Source organism: Streptomyces sp. NPDC048434 (assembly GCF_043200375.1).
In the GTDB taxonomy this organism is placed as follows: Bacteria; Actinomycetota; Actinomycetes; order Streptomycetales; family Streptomycetaceae; genus Streptomyces.
In genome coordinates, this window is sequence record NZ_JBICXQ010000006.1 from 26,032 (window position 1) to 42,137 (window position 16,106).

Below are 16,106 nucleotides of genomic sequence, written 5' to 3' on the forward strand. Positions count from 1 at the left end.
CACCTCGTTCGCTCGCCCCGGCGGTACGAGCGCAGATATATCCCGGCCCCGCGGTCAGGGGGCGGAGGCACGCCCGGACGGCGTACGGCTCACGGAGCGGCCGGCGGCCGAGACGGCACGGGCGAAGTGGACGGCGTCGAGGACAGCCGCCCCACCCACATCGTTGTTGAAGTACGTGTACACGTCGGCCCGGTCCGGCCAGGTGTCGGCGATCCGTCGTGCCCAGGTGGTGAGCGCCTGCCTGCCGTAGCGGGGCTCGGGTTCCGCACGGCCGCCGTGGCAGCGCAGATACCCCCAGTCGGCGGTCCGCCAGAGGGGCGTCACGGGCCGGGAGCCCCGGTCCGCCCAGCACAGCGCGGCGCTGCGCCGCTCCAGCACGGCACGGATCTCCGTGGTCCACCACGAGGTGTGGCGGGGTTCGACCGCCACTCGCGCGCCGGCGGGGAAGCAGCCGAGGCAGGCGTCCAGCAGCCCGGCGTCCGCGTGCAGCGTGGGTGGCAGCTGGAGCAGGACGGGCCCGAGCCGCGGGCCCAGGGCGGCGGCGCGCGACATCAGGCGTCCGACCGGCTCCTGTGGCTCCCGCAGCCGCTTGATGTGCGTCAGATAGCGGCTGGCCTTGACGGCCATCACGAACCCGTCGGGGGTACGGTCCCGCCAGTTCGCGAAGGTCTTCTCCTCGGGCAGCCGGTAGAAGGCGGCGTTGCTCTCGACGGTGGCGAACTGCCGCGCGTACGCCTCCAGCCACAGCCGCTGCGGCTGGTCCGTCGGGTAGAGGACACCGCGCCAGTCCTTGTACTGCCAGCCGGAGGTACCGACGAGGACGGTCATGGCCGGATGCCTGCCCGGTCCGGGGCGGTGACTATCAGCCGTCGCTCGTAGGGGACCGGCCGGCGGAGCTCGTCCGCACCATGGACACCGCTTCACCCGGCCCAGCGCCCCGACAGGAAGGTCACGGCGAAGACGGTCATCAGCGGCGCCGCGAGGCAGAGATACACGGTTTTCACGCGCGGATTCCGCAGGCTCCATGCGGCCAGGAGCACCCACAGGGGCCACCACAGCAGCGTGGCGCGGGGGATGGAGGTGTACCAGTACGAGGTGCCCAGTGCCCACAGGCTGAGTCCGACATAGACGGCCTCCGGCCAGCGGCGCTGCCGGGCCAGCACCCCGACCAGCAGCAGGCCGGCGATCATGGCGAGGAGTTCGGCCTGGGACATCAGGGCGTACCCGGTGGGCAGTGACTCGGCGAAGGCGGCATGCCAGGTGTTCTGCCAGGCTTCCCAGGGGGCGTGGAAGTCGCGGTACCAGCCGCGTTCTTGGGCGTGCTTCCAGGCCATCCAGTCGCCGGTGTGGATCCGGAGATACCAGCTGTAGACGACGGCCGGCAGTGCGGGCAGCGCCAGCCAGGGCAGTGCGCGCCACTGCCGACGGGTGCGGGCGGTGACGGCGAAGTGGACGGCGAGGGCGGCGGCGAGAAAGAGGCCGCTGACGCGGACGCTGGTGGCCAGACAGGCCAGACCGGCTGCGGCGGGCCAGTTCTGCCGCTGGGCGGCGAGCCAGGCCGGCAGGGCGAGCGCGAGGAAGAGCGCTTCGGTGTACCCCGCCGCCAGGAATATCGCGCACGGTGAGAGCAGGAAGAAGAGGACCGCGCGCTGACCGGCGTTCACGTCGGGCAGATGCAGCCGGGTGAGCCGGGCGAGGGCCAGGACGGCAACGGCTCCGGAGACAAAGGAGATCAGCAGGCCTGCCGTGGTCCAGTGCGGGATGACGGTATGGACGGCCCGCAGGAGAAGAGGGAAGCCGGGGAAGAAGGCTTCTCTGTTGTCCCAGCCGTTCATCCACGGCCCGGCCTGACCGGGGAAGTAACCGTCCCGGGCGATGTGCAGGAAGTGCCCCCAATCCCACTGCTGCCACGGCGCGAGGAAGTCGGCCACGTGAGGGGTCTTGCGGTCGTCGGGGAACAGCCACCGGGTGCAGTAGGCGGTGGTCCAGATCCCCACCCGGGTCAGCAGATACAGCCACAGCACCTCACGGTCGGCCGGCCCCGGGACGAATCGTCGGCGGCGGGAGACCACATCCCCGGGGTGGGGCGAACGAGAGCGGTCGACCGTGCCGGCCGCTATGGCGGTACCGACCGTGCGCGGCGGAGCCGATCGCCGTTGTGGTCCGGCGACGCGGCCGGCGGCGAGAGGTGGATGCTTCCGGCGCAGGCGGGGCGACAAAACGGGCATGACGGGATCTCCTGCTGGGGATTCGGGCGTGTGGGACCACCCGGCGGCCGACCGCCGGGTCAGGGTGCGGAGGAGTCAGCGCGGTGGCGCGGTGGACGGCGGGGACACGCCGTGCGTGGCGGTGGCGGAGGCTCCCGAAGTGCCCTGGCCGGTCCGGGGCGGCGCGGTGGTGGGCGCTTCCGTTGAGGTCCGGCCGGGAACAGGCACACCGGTCCCGGGTGAGGTGCTGCGGGACGACGTCGGTACGGGGGTCGGCGTGGGAGTCGGCTTGGAGGGAGAAGGCGTGACGGCCGGGACACTTGTGCCCGAGTGGCCGGGCAGTAGTACGGCCGCGGCCGCACCGGTGCCGGCGAAGACCAGGCAGGCGCCGGCGGCGAGCGCGGCGATCCGGCGCCGGCGCATCCGCTCCCCGCGCCGGGTGACGAGCGAGACCGGCGCGAACCGCGCACGGGCCTGTCCGGTGGAGGCGGCTTCCTGGAACAACGACCGCAGCAGGTCATGGGGTTCAGGCACCGGGGGCCTCCTCAATACGCGGGTCCTGCAGACGAAGGGAGAGCGCGGTGCGGCCCCGGACCAGATGCGTCTTGACGGTGCTGGCGGACAACCCGGTCTCACCCGCGATCTGCTCGACGGTCAGGTCGCACACGTAGTGCAGCGTCATGGTCCGACGCTGTTTGACCGGCAGCTGCCGCAGTGCCTCCACCAGTGCCACGGACTCCGGCCCGGGCCCCTCGACATGCGGCGGGGCACCGCTGCGCTGCCACGCATCCGCGGTACGGCGCCGTACGCGCCACCGGCTCACCGCCAGACGCCAGGCGACCGTGCGGATCCACGCCTCGGGCTGACCGTTCCGGTCGAGCTGACGCCGCCGGCTCCAGCCCTTGGCGAACGCCTCCTGCACCACATCCTGCGCCTCGTGCTGATCGCCGAGCATCACGTACAGCTGCCCGGTCAGCCGTGCGACCGTCTGCGCGTAAAACTCTTCGAACTCCTCGACGGTCAACAGCCACTCCCCGGATCTTTTCGGTCTCACCAGGCATACGCCTGGCACACGGCGTCCGGTCGACACCGGCCCCAAAGATTCCAGCGTGACCGTCATCACAGGCCACGGTGCAGCTGACACACGGCCCCTGCCGAGCTCCGCCCCTCGGCCGGGGGCTGCGTGTCAGCTATGTGCGGCAGGCGCCCTTCGCCGGCGGTCCGACCGGCCGACGGCCGATCTCAGGCGTCGCCCTGGACCCGCGCGTGAAGGTGCGTGTCGTGCCGGCCGTCCTGTTGCAGATGCGCGCCGCGCAGGGTCCCCTCCCATGCGAAGCCCGACTTGGTGGCCACCCGGCAGGAGGCCTCGTTGCTGACCGAGTGGGCAAGTTCGAGGCGGTGGAAGCCGGCCTCGTCCAGCGCCCAGGCGGTCACCGTGGCGACGGCGCGGGGGGCGACGCCGGCCCCGCGGGTGTTCGGCAGGACCCAGTAAGCGCACTCGGCGAGGCCGTGGACAAGGTTCATCCGGCGCAGGGCCGCCCGGCCGAGGATCTCGCCGTCGTCGGCCCGGGTGATGGCCCATTGAGCGTCCTGCTCCTGCTGCCAGGACCGGTGGGTGGCGGCGATCCACTCCTGGGCTTCGTCCGGCGACGTCACATGGTGTACGTGCCAGCGCTGGATCGTCCGGTCCTGGAAGGCGCGTTGCAGGGCGGGGGCGTCGTCCACCTCCCAGGGCCGCAGCAGCAACTCACCGTCGTGCGACGGGAGGGAGGGTTGAGAGGTACGGGAGAGGGTCCCGGCCGGGATCGTGGGTGCCATCGCCAAGGTCATGAGCGCATCATGTCCCACGGCCTGGCGCAGAGCGCCGGGAGAGCTGCCGCCCGCCGTACGACGAAATCGGTGTCACGGCAACGGACCAGGCTGGGCATGGCCGACTCACGCCACCGCCCACGCCCCCGCCACTCCGCTTCCCCCCTCGCCCCCGTCCCGGTGAATCGGTGTCCGCGAGCCGGTCAGCGGGGCGCCCGTGCCGCCCTGCCGTGCCGCGACGATCTCGGCCGCGATGGACAGCGCGGTTTCCTCGGGGGTGCGGGCGCCGAGGTCGAGCCCGATCGGCGAGTGGAGGCGGGCCAGTTCGGAGTCGGTGACCCCCACTTCGCGGAGTCTGCGGTTGCGGTCCTCGTGGGTTCGGCGTGAGCCCATCGCGCCGACGAAGGCGACGGGCAGCCGCAGGGCCTCCTGCAGCAGGGGAATGTCGAATTTGGCGTCGTGGGTGAGCACGCACAGGACCGTGCGGCCATCGGTCGCGGTGCGCTGGAGGTAGCGGTGCGGCCAGTCGACCACGATGTCGTCGGCTTCCGGGAAGCGGACCCGGGTGGCGAAGACGGGGCGGGCGTCGCACACGGTCACGTGGTAGCCCAGGAACTTGCCCGTACGTACCAGCGCCGCGGCGAAGTCGATGGCGCCGAAGACGATCATGCGGGGTGGCGGCACGCTCGACTCGACGAACAGTGTCAGATCGGCCGCGCAGCGCGATCCGCTCTCCGAGACGGCAAGGGCGGCGGTGCGACCGGCGTCCAGCAGGGCGCGGGTCTCCGCGACCGCCGTGCGGTCCAGCTCCGGATGCCCGCCGAGACCTCCTTCGTACGAGCCGTCGGGGTGGACGAGCAGTGCCCTGCCGAGCAGTTCGGCCGGGCCCCGGGCCACCCGGACGACTGCCGCCGAATCTCCCCGGGCGGCGGCCGACAGCCCCGCCGCGAACACCTTTCTGCCCGGTGCGTCCGCCCGTACCGGCGTGACCAGGACCTCGATCACCCCGCCGCAGGTCAGTCCCACCGCGAAGGCGTCCTCGGCGCTGTAGCCGAACTGCTCGACGACCGTCCCGCCGTCCTGGAGCGCCTGGGTGCACAGGTCGTACACCGCCCCTTCCACACAGCCGCCGGAGACCGAGCCGATGACCACGCCCCGGCTGTCGACGGCGAGGGCCGCGCCAGGGTTGCGCGGTGCGCTGCCGGCGACGGCCACGACGGTGGCGACGGCGAAGTCCCGCCCCTCCTCCATCCATCGGTTCAACTCGTCGGCGATGTCGAGCATCTCGGTCTCCTCTTGGTGTGCGGGCCTGGTGCGCAGGCCGTTGCCCGGCGGGACGGGTGCCGAGCCCCGGACGTCCGGGCGGGCTCAGCCGGTCCCGTTGCCCCCGGTTCCCGCCAGCAGGACACGGTCCGGGCGGATCGGCAGATCCCGGTGGCGTACCCCGGTCGCATGCCGGACCGCGTTGGCGATGGCCGCCGCGGCTCCCACGATTCCGATCTCGCCGATGCCCTTGATCCCGACCGGGTCGTCCGGGTCCGGATCGTCCACCCAGTCCGCCTCGATGAGCGGTACGTCGGCGTTCGCGGCGAAGTGGTAGCCCGCGAGGTCGGCGCCGACATGGCCGCCCGACGCCTGGTCCCTGATCGCTTCCTCGTGCAGCGCCATGGAAAGGCCCCAGATCATTCCGCCGATGAGCTGGCTGCGTGCGGTCAGCGGGTTGATGATCCGGCCCGCGGCGAAGATGCCGAGCATCCGCCGTACGCGGACCTCACCGCTGGTCACATCCACCGCGACCTCGGCGAACTGCGCCCCGAAGGAGTGCCGTTCCTTGTTCGCCAGCGCGCCGATGGCCGCGCCGGTGTCCGACCGTGCCGTGATCCCCTGCGGCGGGATGTCACCGCCCAGGGCCAGCTGCTCCCGCAGCTCGCTCACCGCGGCCGTGACCGCCCAGCCCCAGGAGCGGGTGCCCATCGAGCCGCCGGCGATCATCGCCGGGCCGAAGTCACTGTCGGCGATCTTCATCCGGATGCGCGCCGGTGCCACCTCCAGCGCCTCCGCGGCGATCAGGGTCAGCGCCGTCCGCGCTCCGGTCCCCACGTCTGCCGCGGTGATCCGTACGGTGAAGGTGCCGTCCGCCTCCGCCGTCACGGCGGCCGTGGACGGAATGGCCCTCGAAGGGAACGAGGCCGCGGCCGTGCCGGTACCGAGCAGCCAGCGCCCGTCGCGGCGCGTGCCGGGGCGCGGGTCCCGGTCCGCCCAGCCGAACCGGCGGGCGCCCTCCTGGAAGCAGGTGAGCACATTGCGGCTGCTGAACGGCAGGCCGGAGACCGGCCCCGCGTCCGGCTCGTTGCGTGCGCGCAGCGCGATCGGATCGATACCACACTTCTCGGCGAGCTCGTCGAGCGCGGACTCCAGCGCGAACGAGCCGGGCGCCTCGCCCGGTGCGCGCATGAAGGTCGGAGTGGGCACATCGAGCTTCACCAGGCGGTTCACGGTGTGGTGCGCGTCGGCGTCGTACATCACGCGCCCCGGCTCGGCACTCCGCTCGACGAATTCGTGCACCGTCGAGGTGAGGCTCTGGGCCTGATGGTCGAAGGCACGCAGCCGCCCGTCGGCATCGGCGCCGAGCCTGACCCGCTGCGCCGTCGGGCTCCGATAGCCGACGAGCGAGAAGGTCTGACGGCGGGTCAGGACAACCCGGACCGGGCGGTGGAGGAGGGTCGCGGCCATCACGGCGCAGACTTGGTGGGGGCGGACCCCCTTGGCCCCGAAGGCGCCGCCGACATGCTCCGAGCGCACGCGTACCGAGGCCGGATCGAGGGAGAACAGCTTCGCGAGCTCCTCCGCCACCCACATGCTGCCCTGATTCGAGTCGACGACTTCGAGACGTCCGCCGTCCCAATGAGCCGTCGCCGCATGCGGCTCCAACGCGCTGTGGTGCTCTTCCGGTGTGGTGTACTCCGCGTCCACGACGACGGCGGACGCGGCGAGTTCGGCCTGAACGTCGCCCTTCTCCGTCTCCGACTGTGCGCCGGGGGAACCCTCCGGTGTGTACGTACCGGGGCGTCCGGCGAAGAACGCCACGTCGTGCGGCTCCTGGTCGTACCGGACCACCAGCGCCTCGGCGGCCTCCCGGGCCTGCTCGGACGTTTCGGCGACGATCAGCGCCACCGGCCAGCCCGCAGAGGGCACGCGGTCGCTCTGGAAGACCAGGAGGGTGGGGTCGGGCCGCCCCAACATGCCGGTGTAGTTCCCGTCGACACGGGGGGCGTTGCCATGGTGCAGGACGGCGAGGACGCCGGGCATGGCCAGGACGGGATCGGACTCCACGGAGCGGATGCGGCCGCGGGCGATGGTCGACAACACCAGCCAGCCATAGGCGAGTTCGGCGAAGGGGATCTCCCCCGCGTACCGTGCCGTTCCGGTGACCTTGTCCCGGCCCTCTATGCGGGTGTGCGCGATACCGACGGCCCTCGTCACCGCGCTCGTTCCGGTCGTCGTGGTCATCGGGCGGCCTCCTCGGTGAGTTCGGTCAGCAGGGCCACGACGAGGTTGCGCATCAGCGTCACCTTGTATCCGTTGTGGGGCAGCGTCTCGGCGGCTGCCAGCTCGGCGTCCGCGGCGGCGGCGAACGCGGCGGCGTCCGCCGGTCCCCCGGTCAGCACCCGCTCGGCCTCCCGGGCCCGCCACGGCCGGGACGCGACCGCGCCGAAGGCGAGGCGCACTTCGCGTACCACGCCGTCCTGGACATCGAGGGCCGCGGCGATCGAGCCGATCGCGAAGGCGTACGACGCACGCTCGCGCACCTTCCGGTAGCGGGAGTGCGCGGCGACCGGAGCCGGCGGCAGGGCGATACCGGTGATCAGCGCGCCGGGTGGCAGCGCCGTCTCCAGATACGGGGTGTCCGCCACGGGCAGATAGAACTCCGCCAGCGGCAACTCCCCCGGTCCGTCCGCGGTTTCGTACTCGACGACGGCATCGAAGGCGGTGAGCGCCACCCCCATGTCCGACGGGTGGATGGCCACACAGTGCTCGGAGGCGCCGAGGATCGCATGGTTGTGGTGTTCGCCCTCGATGGCGGGACAGCCGCTGCCGGGGACCCGCTTGTTGCACGGCTTGGCCGAGTCGGTGAAGTAGCCACAGCGGGTACGCTGGAGCAGATTCCCGCCGATCGTGGCCATATTGCGCAGCTGCCCCGAGGCGCCGGACAGCACGGCCTGCGCCAACGCCGGGTAGTGGCGCCGCACTTCGGGATGGGCGGCGAGCTCGCTGTTCGTGACGGTCGCACCGATGCGCAGACCGCCGCCGTCCGTCACCTCGATCCGGCCGAGGGGAAGTTCACGTACGTCGATGAGCAGCGCGGGCCGTTCCACCCCGGCCTTCATCAGGTCGACGAGATTGGTGCCGCCGCCGAGGCAGCGCCCATCGGGATCGGAGCCGAGCAGGGCGACCGCACCGGGGACGTCGAAGACGCGCTGATAGCCGAATTCCCTCATGCCGTCATCTCCACGTCGTCCGTGCCGGCAGCCTCGGAGGAGCCGCTTTCGTGCCGCGGTGCGGGAGGGGACTGCGGCCCAGCGGCCGCCGCCTGCGCGACCGCCTGCACGATCGACACATATGCGCCGCAGCGGCACAGGTTGCCGCTCATCCGCTCCCGGATCTCCTCGGCGGTGAGCGTCGGCACTCCCGCCTCGGGCCGCACGTCATCGGTCACGGCACTCGGCCAGCCCGCCGCATGCTCCTCGATCACCGCGATCGCGGAGCAGATCTGCCCCGGTGTGCAGTAGCCGCACTGGTAGCCGTCCAGGTCGAGGAACGCCTGCTGCACGGGATGCAGCCGCTCGCCCTCCGCCACGCCCTCGATGGTGGTGATCACGCGCCCCTCGGCGGCCACCGCGAGCTGCAGGCACGAGACGGCCCGGCGCCCGTCGAGCAGCACCGTACAGGCCCCGCACTGGCCGTGGTCACAGCCCTTCTTCGTACCTGTCAGATCGAGCTTCTCGCGCAGCGCGTCGAGCAGAGTGGTGCGGTGGTCGACGGGCAGCGTGTGTTTCTCGCCGTTGATGTTCAGGGTGATGGCGCTGGACGTCGATAGGGCCATGATCAGCCTTCTTTCGCGTATGTGAGGCGCGGCGGGCGTCGGGGCACGGACCCTGATGCCGACGTGGTCGAACCGCTGGTCGAGCGGTCCCTGTCACGCGGGAGCGGGAGGGCCGGACGAGGCGGTCCCGGAGTCAAAGTTCGGAAGACGGTCGAGGAGGAGACGGTGTGGTGCGGAGCGCCGTCAGCTCGGGCGCCGACGGCGTAGGCGCTGGACGAGAAAGCAGGTCATGGTGGCTGCCGGTCGTTCATAGCGGCCGCATCTGCAGCTATGGTGGACCTAAGCGGACAACTGTCCATTACCTTCGTAACCTACCGGACAGTTGTCCGGTTAGCAAGGCTGGCCATCCGTGGATTCCGGAAGGAGGACGAGTGCAGCAGAAGAAGGACGCGCCACTGCGCTCGGACGCGCAACGGAATCGCGACCGCATCCTGGAAGTGGCCCTCGCGGAGCTGACGCAGTCGGCCGACGCCCCGCTGAGCTCGATCGCGAAGAAGGCATGCGTCGGGCAGGGGACCTTCTACCGCCACTTCCCCAACCGCGAGTCACTGGTCCTGGAGGTCTACCGCTACGAAGTCCAGCAGGTCGCCGACACCGCGACCCAGTTGCTGGAGATCCGCACACCCGACCAGGCCCTGCGGGAGTGGATGGACCGCCTCGCCCAGTACGCCATGGCCAAAGCCGGCCTGGCCGACGCGATGCGCAGGGCCACCAGCAAACAGAACGCCCTGGCCAGTTTGGGACACGGTCCCGTCACCTCAGCCGTCACCCTCCTGCTGAAGGCGAACGAGGAGGCCGGCACCATCCGTCCAGGAGTGACCCCCGACGATTTCGTACTCGCCATCGCCGGCCTCTGGCAGATCGATCCACACGGTGACTGGCAATCGCGCGCCGGACGGCTCCTGGACCTCGTCATGGACGGGCTGCGCGCCGGCGCTCCCGGAGCGTGACCCACGCACCCCCGCTCACCGCGAGGTCGGCCGCGAGACTCTCGCGGAAGACCTGACCCGTCGTCGAGCCAAGGATTCGGTCACGCGGGGGACGTTCCCGGGGGCGTCGGCGCGCCGGTTCACGAGGTGCGGCATCCTGCCGGTATGGACACACCTCTGCGTTCGTGGGCCGATGACCGGCCTGTCGCCTCGCCGTTCGCGCGCCCCAGCGGCACGGCCGGGCGCCTCGCCGGGCGGTTCATGCGGTGGACCAACAGACAGGACGACCTGCTCGACGTCCTCGACGTCCAGCCGGGCGACACGGTTCTGGAGGTGGGGTACGGCCCCGGCCGGCTGGTGCGGCTGCTGGCCGACCGGACCGAGGCGGCCGTCATCCGGGGCGTGGACCCCTCACCCGAGATGCGCCATGCCGCTGCCAGGGCCAACCGCGGTGCGGTCCGCACCGGCCGGGTCGTCCTGGACCTCGGCACGGCGGATCACACCGGCCTCGCCGAGGAGAGCACGGACCGCGTCGTGTCGGTCAACAACGTGGGCATCTGGCCGGACCTGGAGGCCGGGCTCCGGGAGTTGCACCGCGTCGTACGTCCCGGCGGTGCGGTGGTGATCGCATGGCACGGCGGTACGTCCCCGGGCCCCCTGACCCGGCGACTGCGCCTGCCCGATGACAAACTCGACCGCATCGAGCATGCGCTGCGGACACTCTTCACCGACGTGACCCGTAGCGATTTGCGGAGCCTCGTCGCCTTCAAAGCCGTGCGCTGAAGGCCGCCGCAGCAGGTCCTTCCCCGGAGGGACACGTATCGCCGCCCGGTGACCACAGGATCGGCTCATCCAGGGCAGCCCGGCTCCCGGACCGGCCACCGCGATACGGTCACGGGCATGGCTGACGCCCGGTTGACCACGCCCTCGTTCCTCGTGCTCGGCATCATCGACAAGCTGGGCGAGGCCAGTCCGTACGACGTGAAGGTCGAGGCCGCCCGCACGGTGGCGCCGTTCTGGTCGATGCCGCATGCGCAGGTATACGCGCAGTGCGACCGTCTCGTGGAGGCGGGCCTGCTGTCGGAGGTCCGGCAGTCGGGCGGGCGGAACCGGCGGCTGATAAAGCTGACCGCGGCGGGCCGGGCGGCCTTGGCGGAGTGGCTCGCCGACCCGGCCTTCGTACCGGTCGAAGCGCGCGAGCGCGGCATCCTGAAGCTGTGGTTCGGCGCCCGTCCGGAGGTACTTGCTCCGGTTCAGCTCGACGACCATCACCGTACACTCGCGGACGCATTCGGTCCTGGGTGGCGCACTGATGCTGCTCGGGCCGGTCCAGCTGCTCTCGGCGGTACGGCGGCGCATCCGGCTGCACCGTGCCATGGGGGTGGTGTTCGCGCTGACCGTGTACGTCTCGATGGCGGGCGCCGCGCTCTATCTGGTGCGCACCGCGCCGGGCGACGCGTTCAGCGGGGCGGCGTTCTGGATCGTGCTCACCACCATCCTGGTCGGCACCGTGCTGAGCGTGACGTTCGGCATCTTCGCCGCCGTCGGGCGCTTCCCCGACCTGCACCAGCGGTGGATGCTGCTCTGCTACGGCTTCCTCATGACCGCACCACTGCTGCGCCTTGAATGGGGCGCGCTCCCCCGGTTGCTGCCCGGCTTGCCGATGGAGGACATCAACCGGGTCGCGATCATGCACCTCGGCTCCGTGGTCGCCTTCGGCGCGCTGGCCGCCTCCCGCGCGAGGGACAGGCGGGTGACGGTTCCGGGGGTGGCCGGGACGTGGGCGCCCATGCCGGTGCTCGCCGCGGCACATCTCGCCGGCGCGGTCGCCCTGGCGTGGATCACCAGGTCCTATCTGGGCTGGGGCGCCGAGGGCCGGCGCCTGCTCCTCGCGTACCTGATCCCGTACGCCGCGACATACCTCGTCATGTCCGTGCGCCAGCGACACGCGGCCCTGGAAGGCAGAAGCTGGGCGCGCGAGGAGTGGCGCCTGCACCTGACCGCCCTGTGCCTGGCACCCGCGCTCTCGGCCTCCGCGGCGCTGCCGTTCGAGCAGTACCTGGGCCTCGACCGGCAGACGGCGCTGTCCGCCGGAGTCACCATCGGCTGCGGCATGTTGGCGTTCGCCGCGAACACCGTGGTCAGCCTGCGCGTCATGTACGGCCGCGAACTGGTCAAGAGGCAAGACCTGGCCGCGGCCCCCCGCACCCGCCCGGCTCCCTCGCAGCTCGCGTAGCCGCTGAGGCACGTGGCCCCAGTGCCCACGGGCCATCAGGCCATCAGGCCATCAGGCCACGTAAGTCCACATGATTTCAGGGAACTTGACGGAACCGCCCGCCTGGAGACGGAGCACAGATGACTGACGACACGGACGTGCCCGGCACCACCGAACCCGAGGTCCGGCTCTCCTCGGAGCCCGGTGGCCGCCAACTGACCCCGGGAACGGCGATGCTGGCCACCACCGTGGGGGTGATCAGCATCGTGGTCGGCGCGCTCCTGGCGGCCGTGAGTCTCACCGGCCGCACCTTCGGTGCCTGGAAGTCCTCAACGCGGACACACGGGTAGGACCCAAGACGCTTCTTCACCTGGAAAGTGCTTCGTTCCTCACAGTCAACGGACCCCTCAGCAAGTCCTGTTGCCGCAGGAGGAGGAATGCGCCCGCCGCTCTTCTGGCCGAGACTCGGACAGCTCCCCCTCTGAAAGAGCGAGGTTGAGTCGGCATTCCGCGATTGTTCGTCCTGGCTACGGTGGCCATCGTAGCCAGGACAATGCGCGTCAGCGCAGGAACCCTTCGTAATTGCGCTGCTGGAGCTGACTCTCGATCTGCTTCACGGTCTCCAAACCGACGCTCACGATAATGAGGATGCTCGTGCCGCCGAACGGGAAATTGCTGCCGTTGAACAGCACCAGTGCCGCTGTGGGCACAAGGGCGATCAGCCCCAGGTAGAGCGCTCCCGGCCAGGTGATCCGGTTGAGCACGTAGCCCAGGTAGTCAGCCGTGGGTCGGCCAGCCCGGATACCGGGAATGAACCCGCCATGCTTCTTCATATTGTCGGCAATTTCTTTGGGGGTGAAGGAGATGGCGACGTAGAAGAACGCGAAGAAGACGATCAGCAGGAAGTAAAGTGTCAGATAGATTGGTTGGTCACCTCTGGCGAGGTTGGTGGCGATCCACCGGGCCCATCCTGACGCCGAGTTGCCGCCGAGATCGATCAAACTGGGGATGGAGAGCAGTGATGAGGCGAAGATGACGGGAACTACACCCGCCTGGTTCACCTTCAGCGGGATGTAGGTCGAAGTGCCGCCGTATGAACGGCGGCCGATCATTCGTTTTGCGTACTGGACCGGGATCCGACGCTGCCCCTGCTCGACGAAGACCACGAGGCAAACCATGCAGAGGCCGACCACGATCACGATGGCGAACTCGCCCCAGCCGCCCAGGATTTTACCCGACTTCTTGATCCCCCCCAGGTTGGCCGGGAAGCTGGCTGCGAGGGAGGTGAACATCAGGATTGACATGCCGTTGCCGATGCCGCGGTCGGTGATGAGTTCTCCGAGCCACATCACTACGGCGGTGCCGGCGGTCATGGTGATGACCATGACGGAGGTCCGGAAGATCGAAGTGTCCGGGACGATCTGGGCGCGGACCTGGCAGGTGGGGAAGAGCCCACCGCTTTGGACTTTGGCCACCAAGGCGGCGCCCTGGAGCCCTGCCAGGCCCAGCGTCAGATACCGGGTGTACTGGGTGATCTTCGCAGTGCCCGCCTGCCCCTCCTTCTTCAGCGCCTCCAGACGCGGAATGACCACCGTCAGCAGTTGAAGGATGATGCTCGCCGTGATGTACGGCGTGATCCCCAGGGCGAAGATGGTGAGCTCCAGTAGCGCACCACCGCTGAACGTGTTGATCAGCCCGAAGAGGCCGTCGTTGCCGACACCCCCCTTGATGCACTGCGTAACGCTCCGGTAATCCACCCCGGGGACCGGGACGTTCTGCCCCAACCGATAGAGAAGAAGGATTCCCAGCGTGAAGAGTATCTTTTTGCGAAGACCGGGCGCTTTGAAAACCCTGACGAATACGGTAGGCACTTTTTCAAATCGTCCTTACTCTCGCAAGTTGATAGAGCATTTGCTGCTGATTCCCGACTGTCCTTGCCCAACGAGTTGCTTCCACCTCGGTGGTCGGAGCATCCGTTAACGGCGGCTCGCTGGGGTACGGTCATTCGGTTCCTGAAGTAATCAGTCCCACAAGGAGCACGGGTAAGAGTTGAGTCGAGCATGGTTGTCTTCGCGGACTGATCGCCAATGGCTTCCGCCAATCTGGATGCGCCTCAATATTCCAGTTGCAGGCAGCTGTCGCCGCTGGCCAAGAGAACGTTTCTGAGTGCAGTCAAGACTGACGTGAAGTCATGGAACTCGTGGCGCTGGGCACGTCATTGATAGCGGAACCGCATCGCGATCTCTTGGTTGGCGCCTTCGCCAGCGGCGACCATCTCAGTGGCTGGTTGCCTGTGAATTAAACGGCTGCGCGGTTGCGGTGGGGCCAACAGGCACCGTGGCAGCGTCGTTGTTGCTGATGTGGAGATTCTGGTGATCGTGTTCCGTCAGATAGTTGCTGCCGTAGGTGCCAGCATGTGGATGTCGACGGGAAGTTGGTTCGGGTAGTGGCCTGACCCGCTGCGGCCCGGTGACCTGGTCGCGGGCGTGGGCAACCGACGCGGCGGGAACACGGATATCACCGGTGGCTCGCGGATCTGCCGGTCGGCGGGCGGTCGGTGGTGGTCGACTCGAAGCTCCAGCAGCAGTGCGGCGCAGCGTTCGCATGGGGCGAGGTGCTCCTCGACCCGGAGCCAATGCCGCTGTGGAACGGAGTCGCGCAGGTAAGCGGCGAGTTTCGAAGCGTGCTTACGGCACTCCCGCTCCCTCTCCTCCATCCCGGGCGCGCGCTGTCAGTTTGGCCTCAGGCTGCTCCGCCAGCGGGTCGATGCCGCTCCAAGATCCCCGCGCCTTGGTCTCGGCATTCCTGCCATTACCGTCCGCTCCTGCGCCATAGCCCGAACCTTGGCCAGCGCTACTTGGTCGTTGTGGTGTGGGTCGGGAGCGGGGCTGGCGCGGTCGTGCAGGTGCGGGTGGGGATCGGGACCGGCACGGTCGTTGAGGTGTGGGTGGGAATGGGGACCGGCACGGTCGTGCAGGTGCGGGTCGGAATGGGGACCGGCGCGGTCGTGGAGGTGGGTTGGTGATGAGGAACGGTGGGCCCGCCTTGAGCGGAAGCGCTCGGCAGGACTTCCAGCCCGACGCCGAGCCCGGCGATCGTCAGCGCCGAGCCGGTGGCCATCCAGACCGTCCGGGCACGCCGACGGGCACGGACCCCAGATTGCAGCCGCTGCCGGTGCTGGTCCTCAAAGGGGGCGTTTGCCTGCGTATCGCGCATCATCCGCGCGAGTTCGTGTTCGAAGTCTTCCATGATGTCTCCTTCACTTCACCGGCTCGACGGCGTCACCCAGGAGCTGCCGCAACCGCGTCACGCCCCGTGACGTAAGGGACCGGGCGGTGCCCACCGGACACCCCAGCGCCTCGGCAACCTGCACCTCGGACAGGTCCTGGTAATAGCGCAGCACCACCGCGGCGCGCTGCCGCACCGGCAGCAATGCCAGCGCGGCCTCCAACCGAGTTCGTTCCTCCACGGCAGCGGCCACATCGCCGGCCTCGGGAAGCTCCGGCAACCGTTCCATCGGACGCTCGCCCCACCAGCGACGTCGCGCCGAGCGAGCCGCCGCACGTGCCAGCACCCGGCGCACATACGCCTCCGGCGCCTGCTCGGCCACCCTCGGCCACGCAAACCACAGCTTCACCAGCGCCTCCTGCAGCAGATCCTCGGCCCGATGCCGATCTCCACCGGTGAGCAGATGCGCCAGGTGAAGCAGTGCCGACCAACGAGCCGCGACGAACCGGTCGAACGCATCGGCCCGCAACTGCCCCATCAACGCCATCCCTCGTCTCGATCACTTGCCTACGCCCTTACAAAGGCACTGACCCACGTCCCGCTATGCAGTTCCC

16 protein-coding genes and 1 pseudogene are annotated in these 16,106 nt (G+C 69.7%); 5 read left to right on the top strand and 12 right to left on the bottom strand.

All coding sequences use genetic code 11. The annotated features are described in order from the left end of the window. Positions 1-54 precede the first annotated feature (54 nt). The 9 genes from ACGFWI_RS09040 to ACGFWI_RS09080 form a co-directional block, all read right to left on the bottom strand. Complete coding sequence (locus ACGFWI_RS09040) at positions 55-828, bottom strand: DUF72 domain-containing protein (protein WP_393905271.1); 774 nt, start codon at positions 826-828, stop codon at positions 55-57. Between the two features lie 92 nt (positions 829-920). After that, on the bottom strand, positions 921-2,228 hold the full coding sequence (locus ACGFWI_RS09045) for a mannosyltransferase family protein (RefSeq protein ID WP_393905272.1): 1,308 nt from the start codon (positions 2,226-2,228) through the stop codon (positions 921-923). 75 nt (positions 2,229-2,303) lie between these two features. Continuing rightward, entirely contained in the window at positions 2,304-2,741 is a 438-nt protein-coding gene (locus ACGFWI_RS09050) for a hypothetical protein (RefSeq protein WP_393905273.1), read from the bottom strand. Next, entirely contained in the window at positions 2,734-3,231 is a 498-nt protein-coding gene (locus tag ACGFWI_RS09055) for a SigE family RNA polymerase sigma factor (RefSeq protein ID WP_393905274.1), read from the bottom strand. The genes ACGFWI_RS09050 and ACGFWI_RS09055 overlap by 8 nt, the downstream gene beginning before the upstream one ends. Before the next feature lie 218 nt (positions 3,232-3,449). After that, positions 3,450-4,037: a GNAT family N-acetyltransferase gene (locus ACGFWI_RS09060; RefSeq protein ID WP_393905275.1), complete on the bottom strand. Its 588-nt coding sequence runs from the start codon at positions 4,035-4,037 to the stop codon at positions 3,450-3,452. A 105-nt stretch (positions 4,038-4,142) separates the two neighbouring features. Further along, a complete protein-coding gene (locus tag ACGFWI_RS09065) occupies positions 4,143-5,300 on the bottom strand; it encodes an XdhC family protein (protein WP_393905276.1) in 1,158 nt (385 codons plus the stop codon). Between the two features lie 84 nt (positions 5,301-5,384). Next, positions 5,385-7,526, bottom strand: coding sequence for a xanthine dehydrogenase family protein molybdopterin-binding subunit (locus ACGFWI_RS09070; protein WP_393905277.1), 2,142 nt, complete (start codon positions 7,524-7,526; stop codon positions 5,385-5,387). Next, the gene (locus tag ACGFWI_RS09075; RefSeq protein ID WP_393905278.1) at positions 7,523-8,515 is read right to left on the bottom strand and encodes an FAD binding domain-containing protein; all 993 of its coding nucleotides are present in this window, start codon (positions 8,513-8,515) and stop codon (positions 7,523-7,525) included. Before ACGFWI_RS09075 ends, ACGFWI_RS09070 begins: the two co-directional genes overlap by 4 nt. After that, positions 8,512-9,120: a (2Fe-2S)-binding protein gene (locus ACGFWI_RS09080; RefSeq protein WP_393905279.1), complete on the bottom strand. Its 609-nt coding sequence runs from the start codon at positions 9,118-9,120 to the stop codon at positions 8,512-8,514. The genes ACGFWI_RS09075 and ACGFWI_RS09080 overlap by 4 nt, the downstream gene beginning before the upstream one ends. Positions 9,121-9,491: 371 nt before the next feature. Between ACGFWI_RS09080 and ACGFWI_RS09085 the strand changes: the two genes are divergently transcribed. From ACGFWI_RS09085 to ACGFWI_RS09105, 5 genes and pseudogenes are all read left to right on the top strand, one after another. Next, complete coding sequence (locus tag ACGFWI_RS09085; RefSeq protein WP_393905280.1) at positions 9,492-10,070, top strand: TetR/AcrR family transcriptional regulator; 579 nt, start codon at positions 9,492-9,494, stop codon at positions 10,068-10,070. Between the two features lie 144 nt (positions 10,071-10,214). After that, entirely contained in the window at positions 10,215-10,832 is a 618-nt protein-coding gene (locus ACGFWI_RS09090) for a class I SAM-dependent methyltransferase (protein ID WP_393905281.1), read from the top strand. Positions 10,833-10,949: 117 nt separating this feature from the next. Then, positions 10,950-11,195, top strand: a pseudogene (locus ACGFWI_RS09095) (PadR family transcriptional regulator); the annotation flags it as partial. A 166-nt stretch (positions 11,196-11,361) separates the two neighbouring features. After that, positions 11,362-12,285: a DUF2306 domain-containing protein gene (locus tag ACGFWI_RS09100; protein WP_393905282.1), complete on the top strand. Its 924-nt coding sequence runs from the start codon at positions 11,362-11,364 to the stop codon at positions 12,283-12,285. 119 nt (positions 12,286-12,404) lie between these two features. Then, entirely contained in the window at positions 12,405-12,614 is a 210-nt protein-coding gene (locus tag ACGFWI_RS09105; protein WP_393905283.1) for a hypothetical protein, read from the top strand. A 210-nt stretch (positions 12,615-12,824) separates the two neighbouring features. Here ACGFWI_RS09105 and secY read toward each other — a convergent pair whose 3' ends face one another. From secY to ACGFWI_RS09120, 3 genes are all read right to left on the bottom strand, one after another. Continuing rightward, entirely contained in the window at positions 12,825-14,135 is a 1,311-nt protein-coding gene (gene secY, locus ACGFWI_RS09110) for a preprotein translocase subunit SecY (protein ID WP_393905284.1), read from the bottom strand. 982 nt (positions 14,136-15,117) lie between these two features. After that, entirely contained in the window at positions 15,118-15,513 is a 396-nt protein-coding gene (locus tag ACGFWI_RS09115) for a cellulase (protein WP_393905285.1), read from the bottom strand. A gap of 10 nt (positions 15,514-15,523) precedes the next feature. After that, entirely contained in the window at positions 15,524-16,030 is a 507-nt protein-coding gene (locus tag ACGFWI_RS09120) for a SigE family RNA polymerase sigma factor (protein WP_393905286.1), read from the bottom strand. Positions 16,031-16,106 lie beyond the last annotated feature (76 nt).

Bases quoted from the DNA above. Each gene is read 5' to 3' on its own strand.
- ACGFWI_RS09040 (WP_393905271.1), bottom strand. From the start codon at position 828: ATGACCGTCCTCGTCGGTACCTCCGGCTGGCAGTACAAGGACTGGCGC.
- ACGFWI_RS09045 (WP_393905272.1), bottom strand. From the start codon at position 2,228: ATGCCCGTTTTGTCGCCCCGCCTGCGCCGGAAGCATCCACCTCTCGCC.
- ACGFWI_RS09060 (WP_393905275.1), bottom strand. From the start codon at position 4,037: ATGACCTTGGCGATGGCACCCACGATCCCGGCCGGGACCCTCTCCCGT.
- ACGFWI_RS09065 (WP_393905276.1), bottom strand. From the start codon at position 5,300: ATGCTCGACATCGCCGACGAGTTGAACCGATGGATGGAGGAGGGGCGG.
- ACGFWI_RS09070 (WP_393905277.1), bottom strand. From the start codon at position 7,526: ATGACCACGACGACCGGAACGAGCGCGGTGACGAGGGCCGTCGGTATC.
- ACGFWI_RS09075 (WP_393905278.1), bottom strand. From the start codon at position 8,515: ATGAGGGAATTCGGCTATCAGCGCGTCTTCGACGTCCCCGGTGCGGTC.
- ACGFWI_RS09080 (WP_393905279.1), bottom strand. From the start codon at position 9,120: ATGGCCCTATCGACGTCCAGCGCCATCACCCTGAACATCAACGGCGAG.
- ACGFWI_RS09090 (WP_393905281.1), top strand. From the start codon at position 10,215: ATGGACACACCTCTGCGTTCGTGGGCCGATGACCGGCCTGTCGCCTCG.
- ACGFWI_RS09100 (WP_393905282.1), top strand. From the start codon at position 11,362: ATGCTGCTCGGGCCGGTCCAGCTGCTCTCGGCGGTACGGCGGCGCATC.
- ACGFWI_RS09105 (WP_393905283.1), top strand. From the start codon at position 12,405: ATGACTGACGACACGGACGTGCCCGGCACCACCGAACCCGAGGTCCGG.
- ACGFWI_RS09115 (WP_393905285.1), bottom strand. From the start codon at position 15,513: ATGGAAGACTTCGAACACGAACTCGCGCGGATGATGCGCGATACGCAG.
- ACGFWI_RS09120 (WP_393905286.1), bottom strand. From the start codon at position 16,030: ATGGGGCAGTTGCGGGCCGATGCGTTCGACCGGTTCGTCGCGGCTCGT.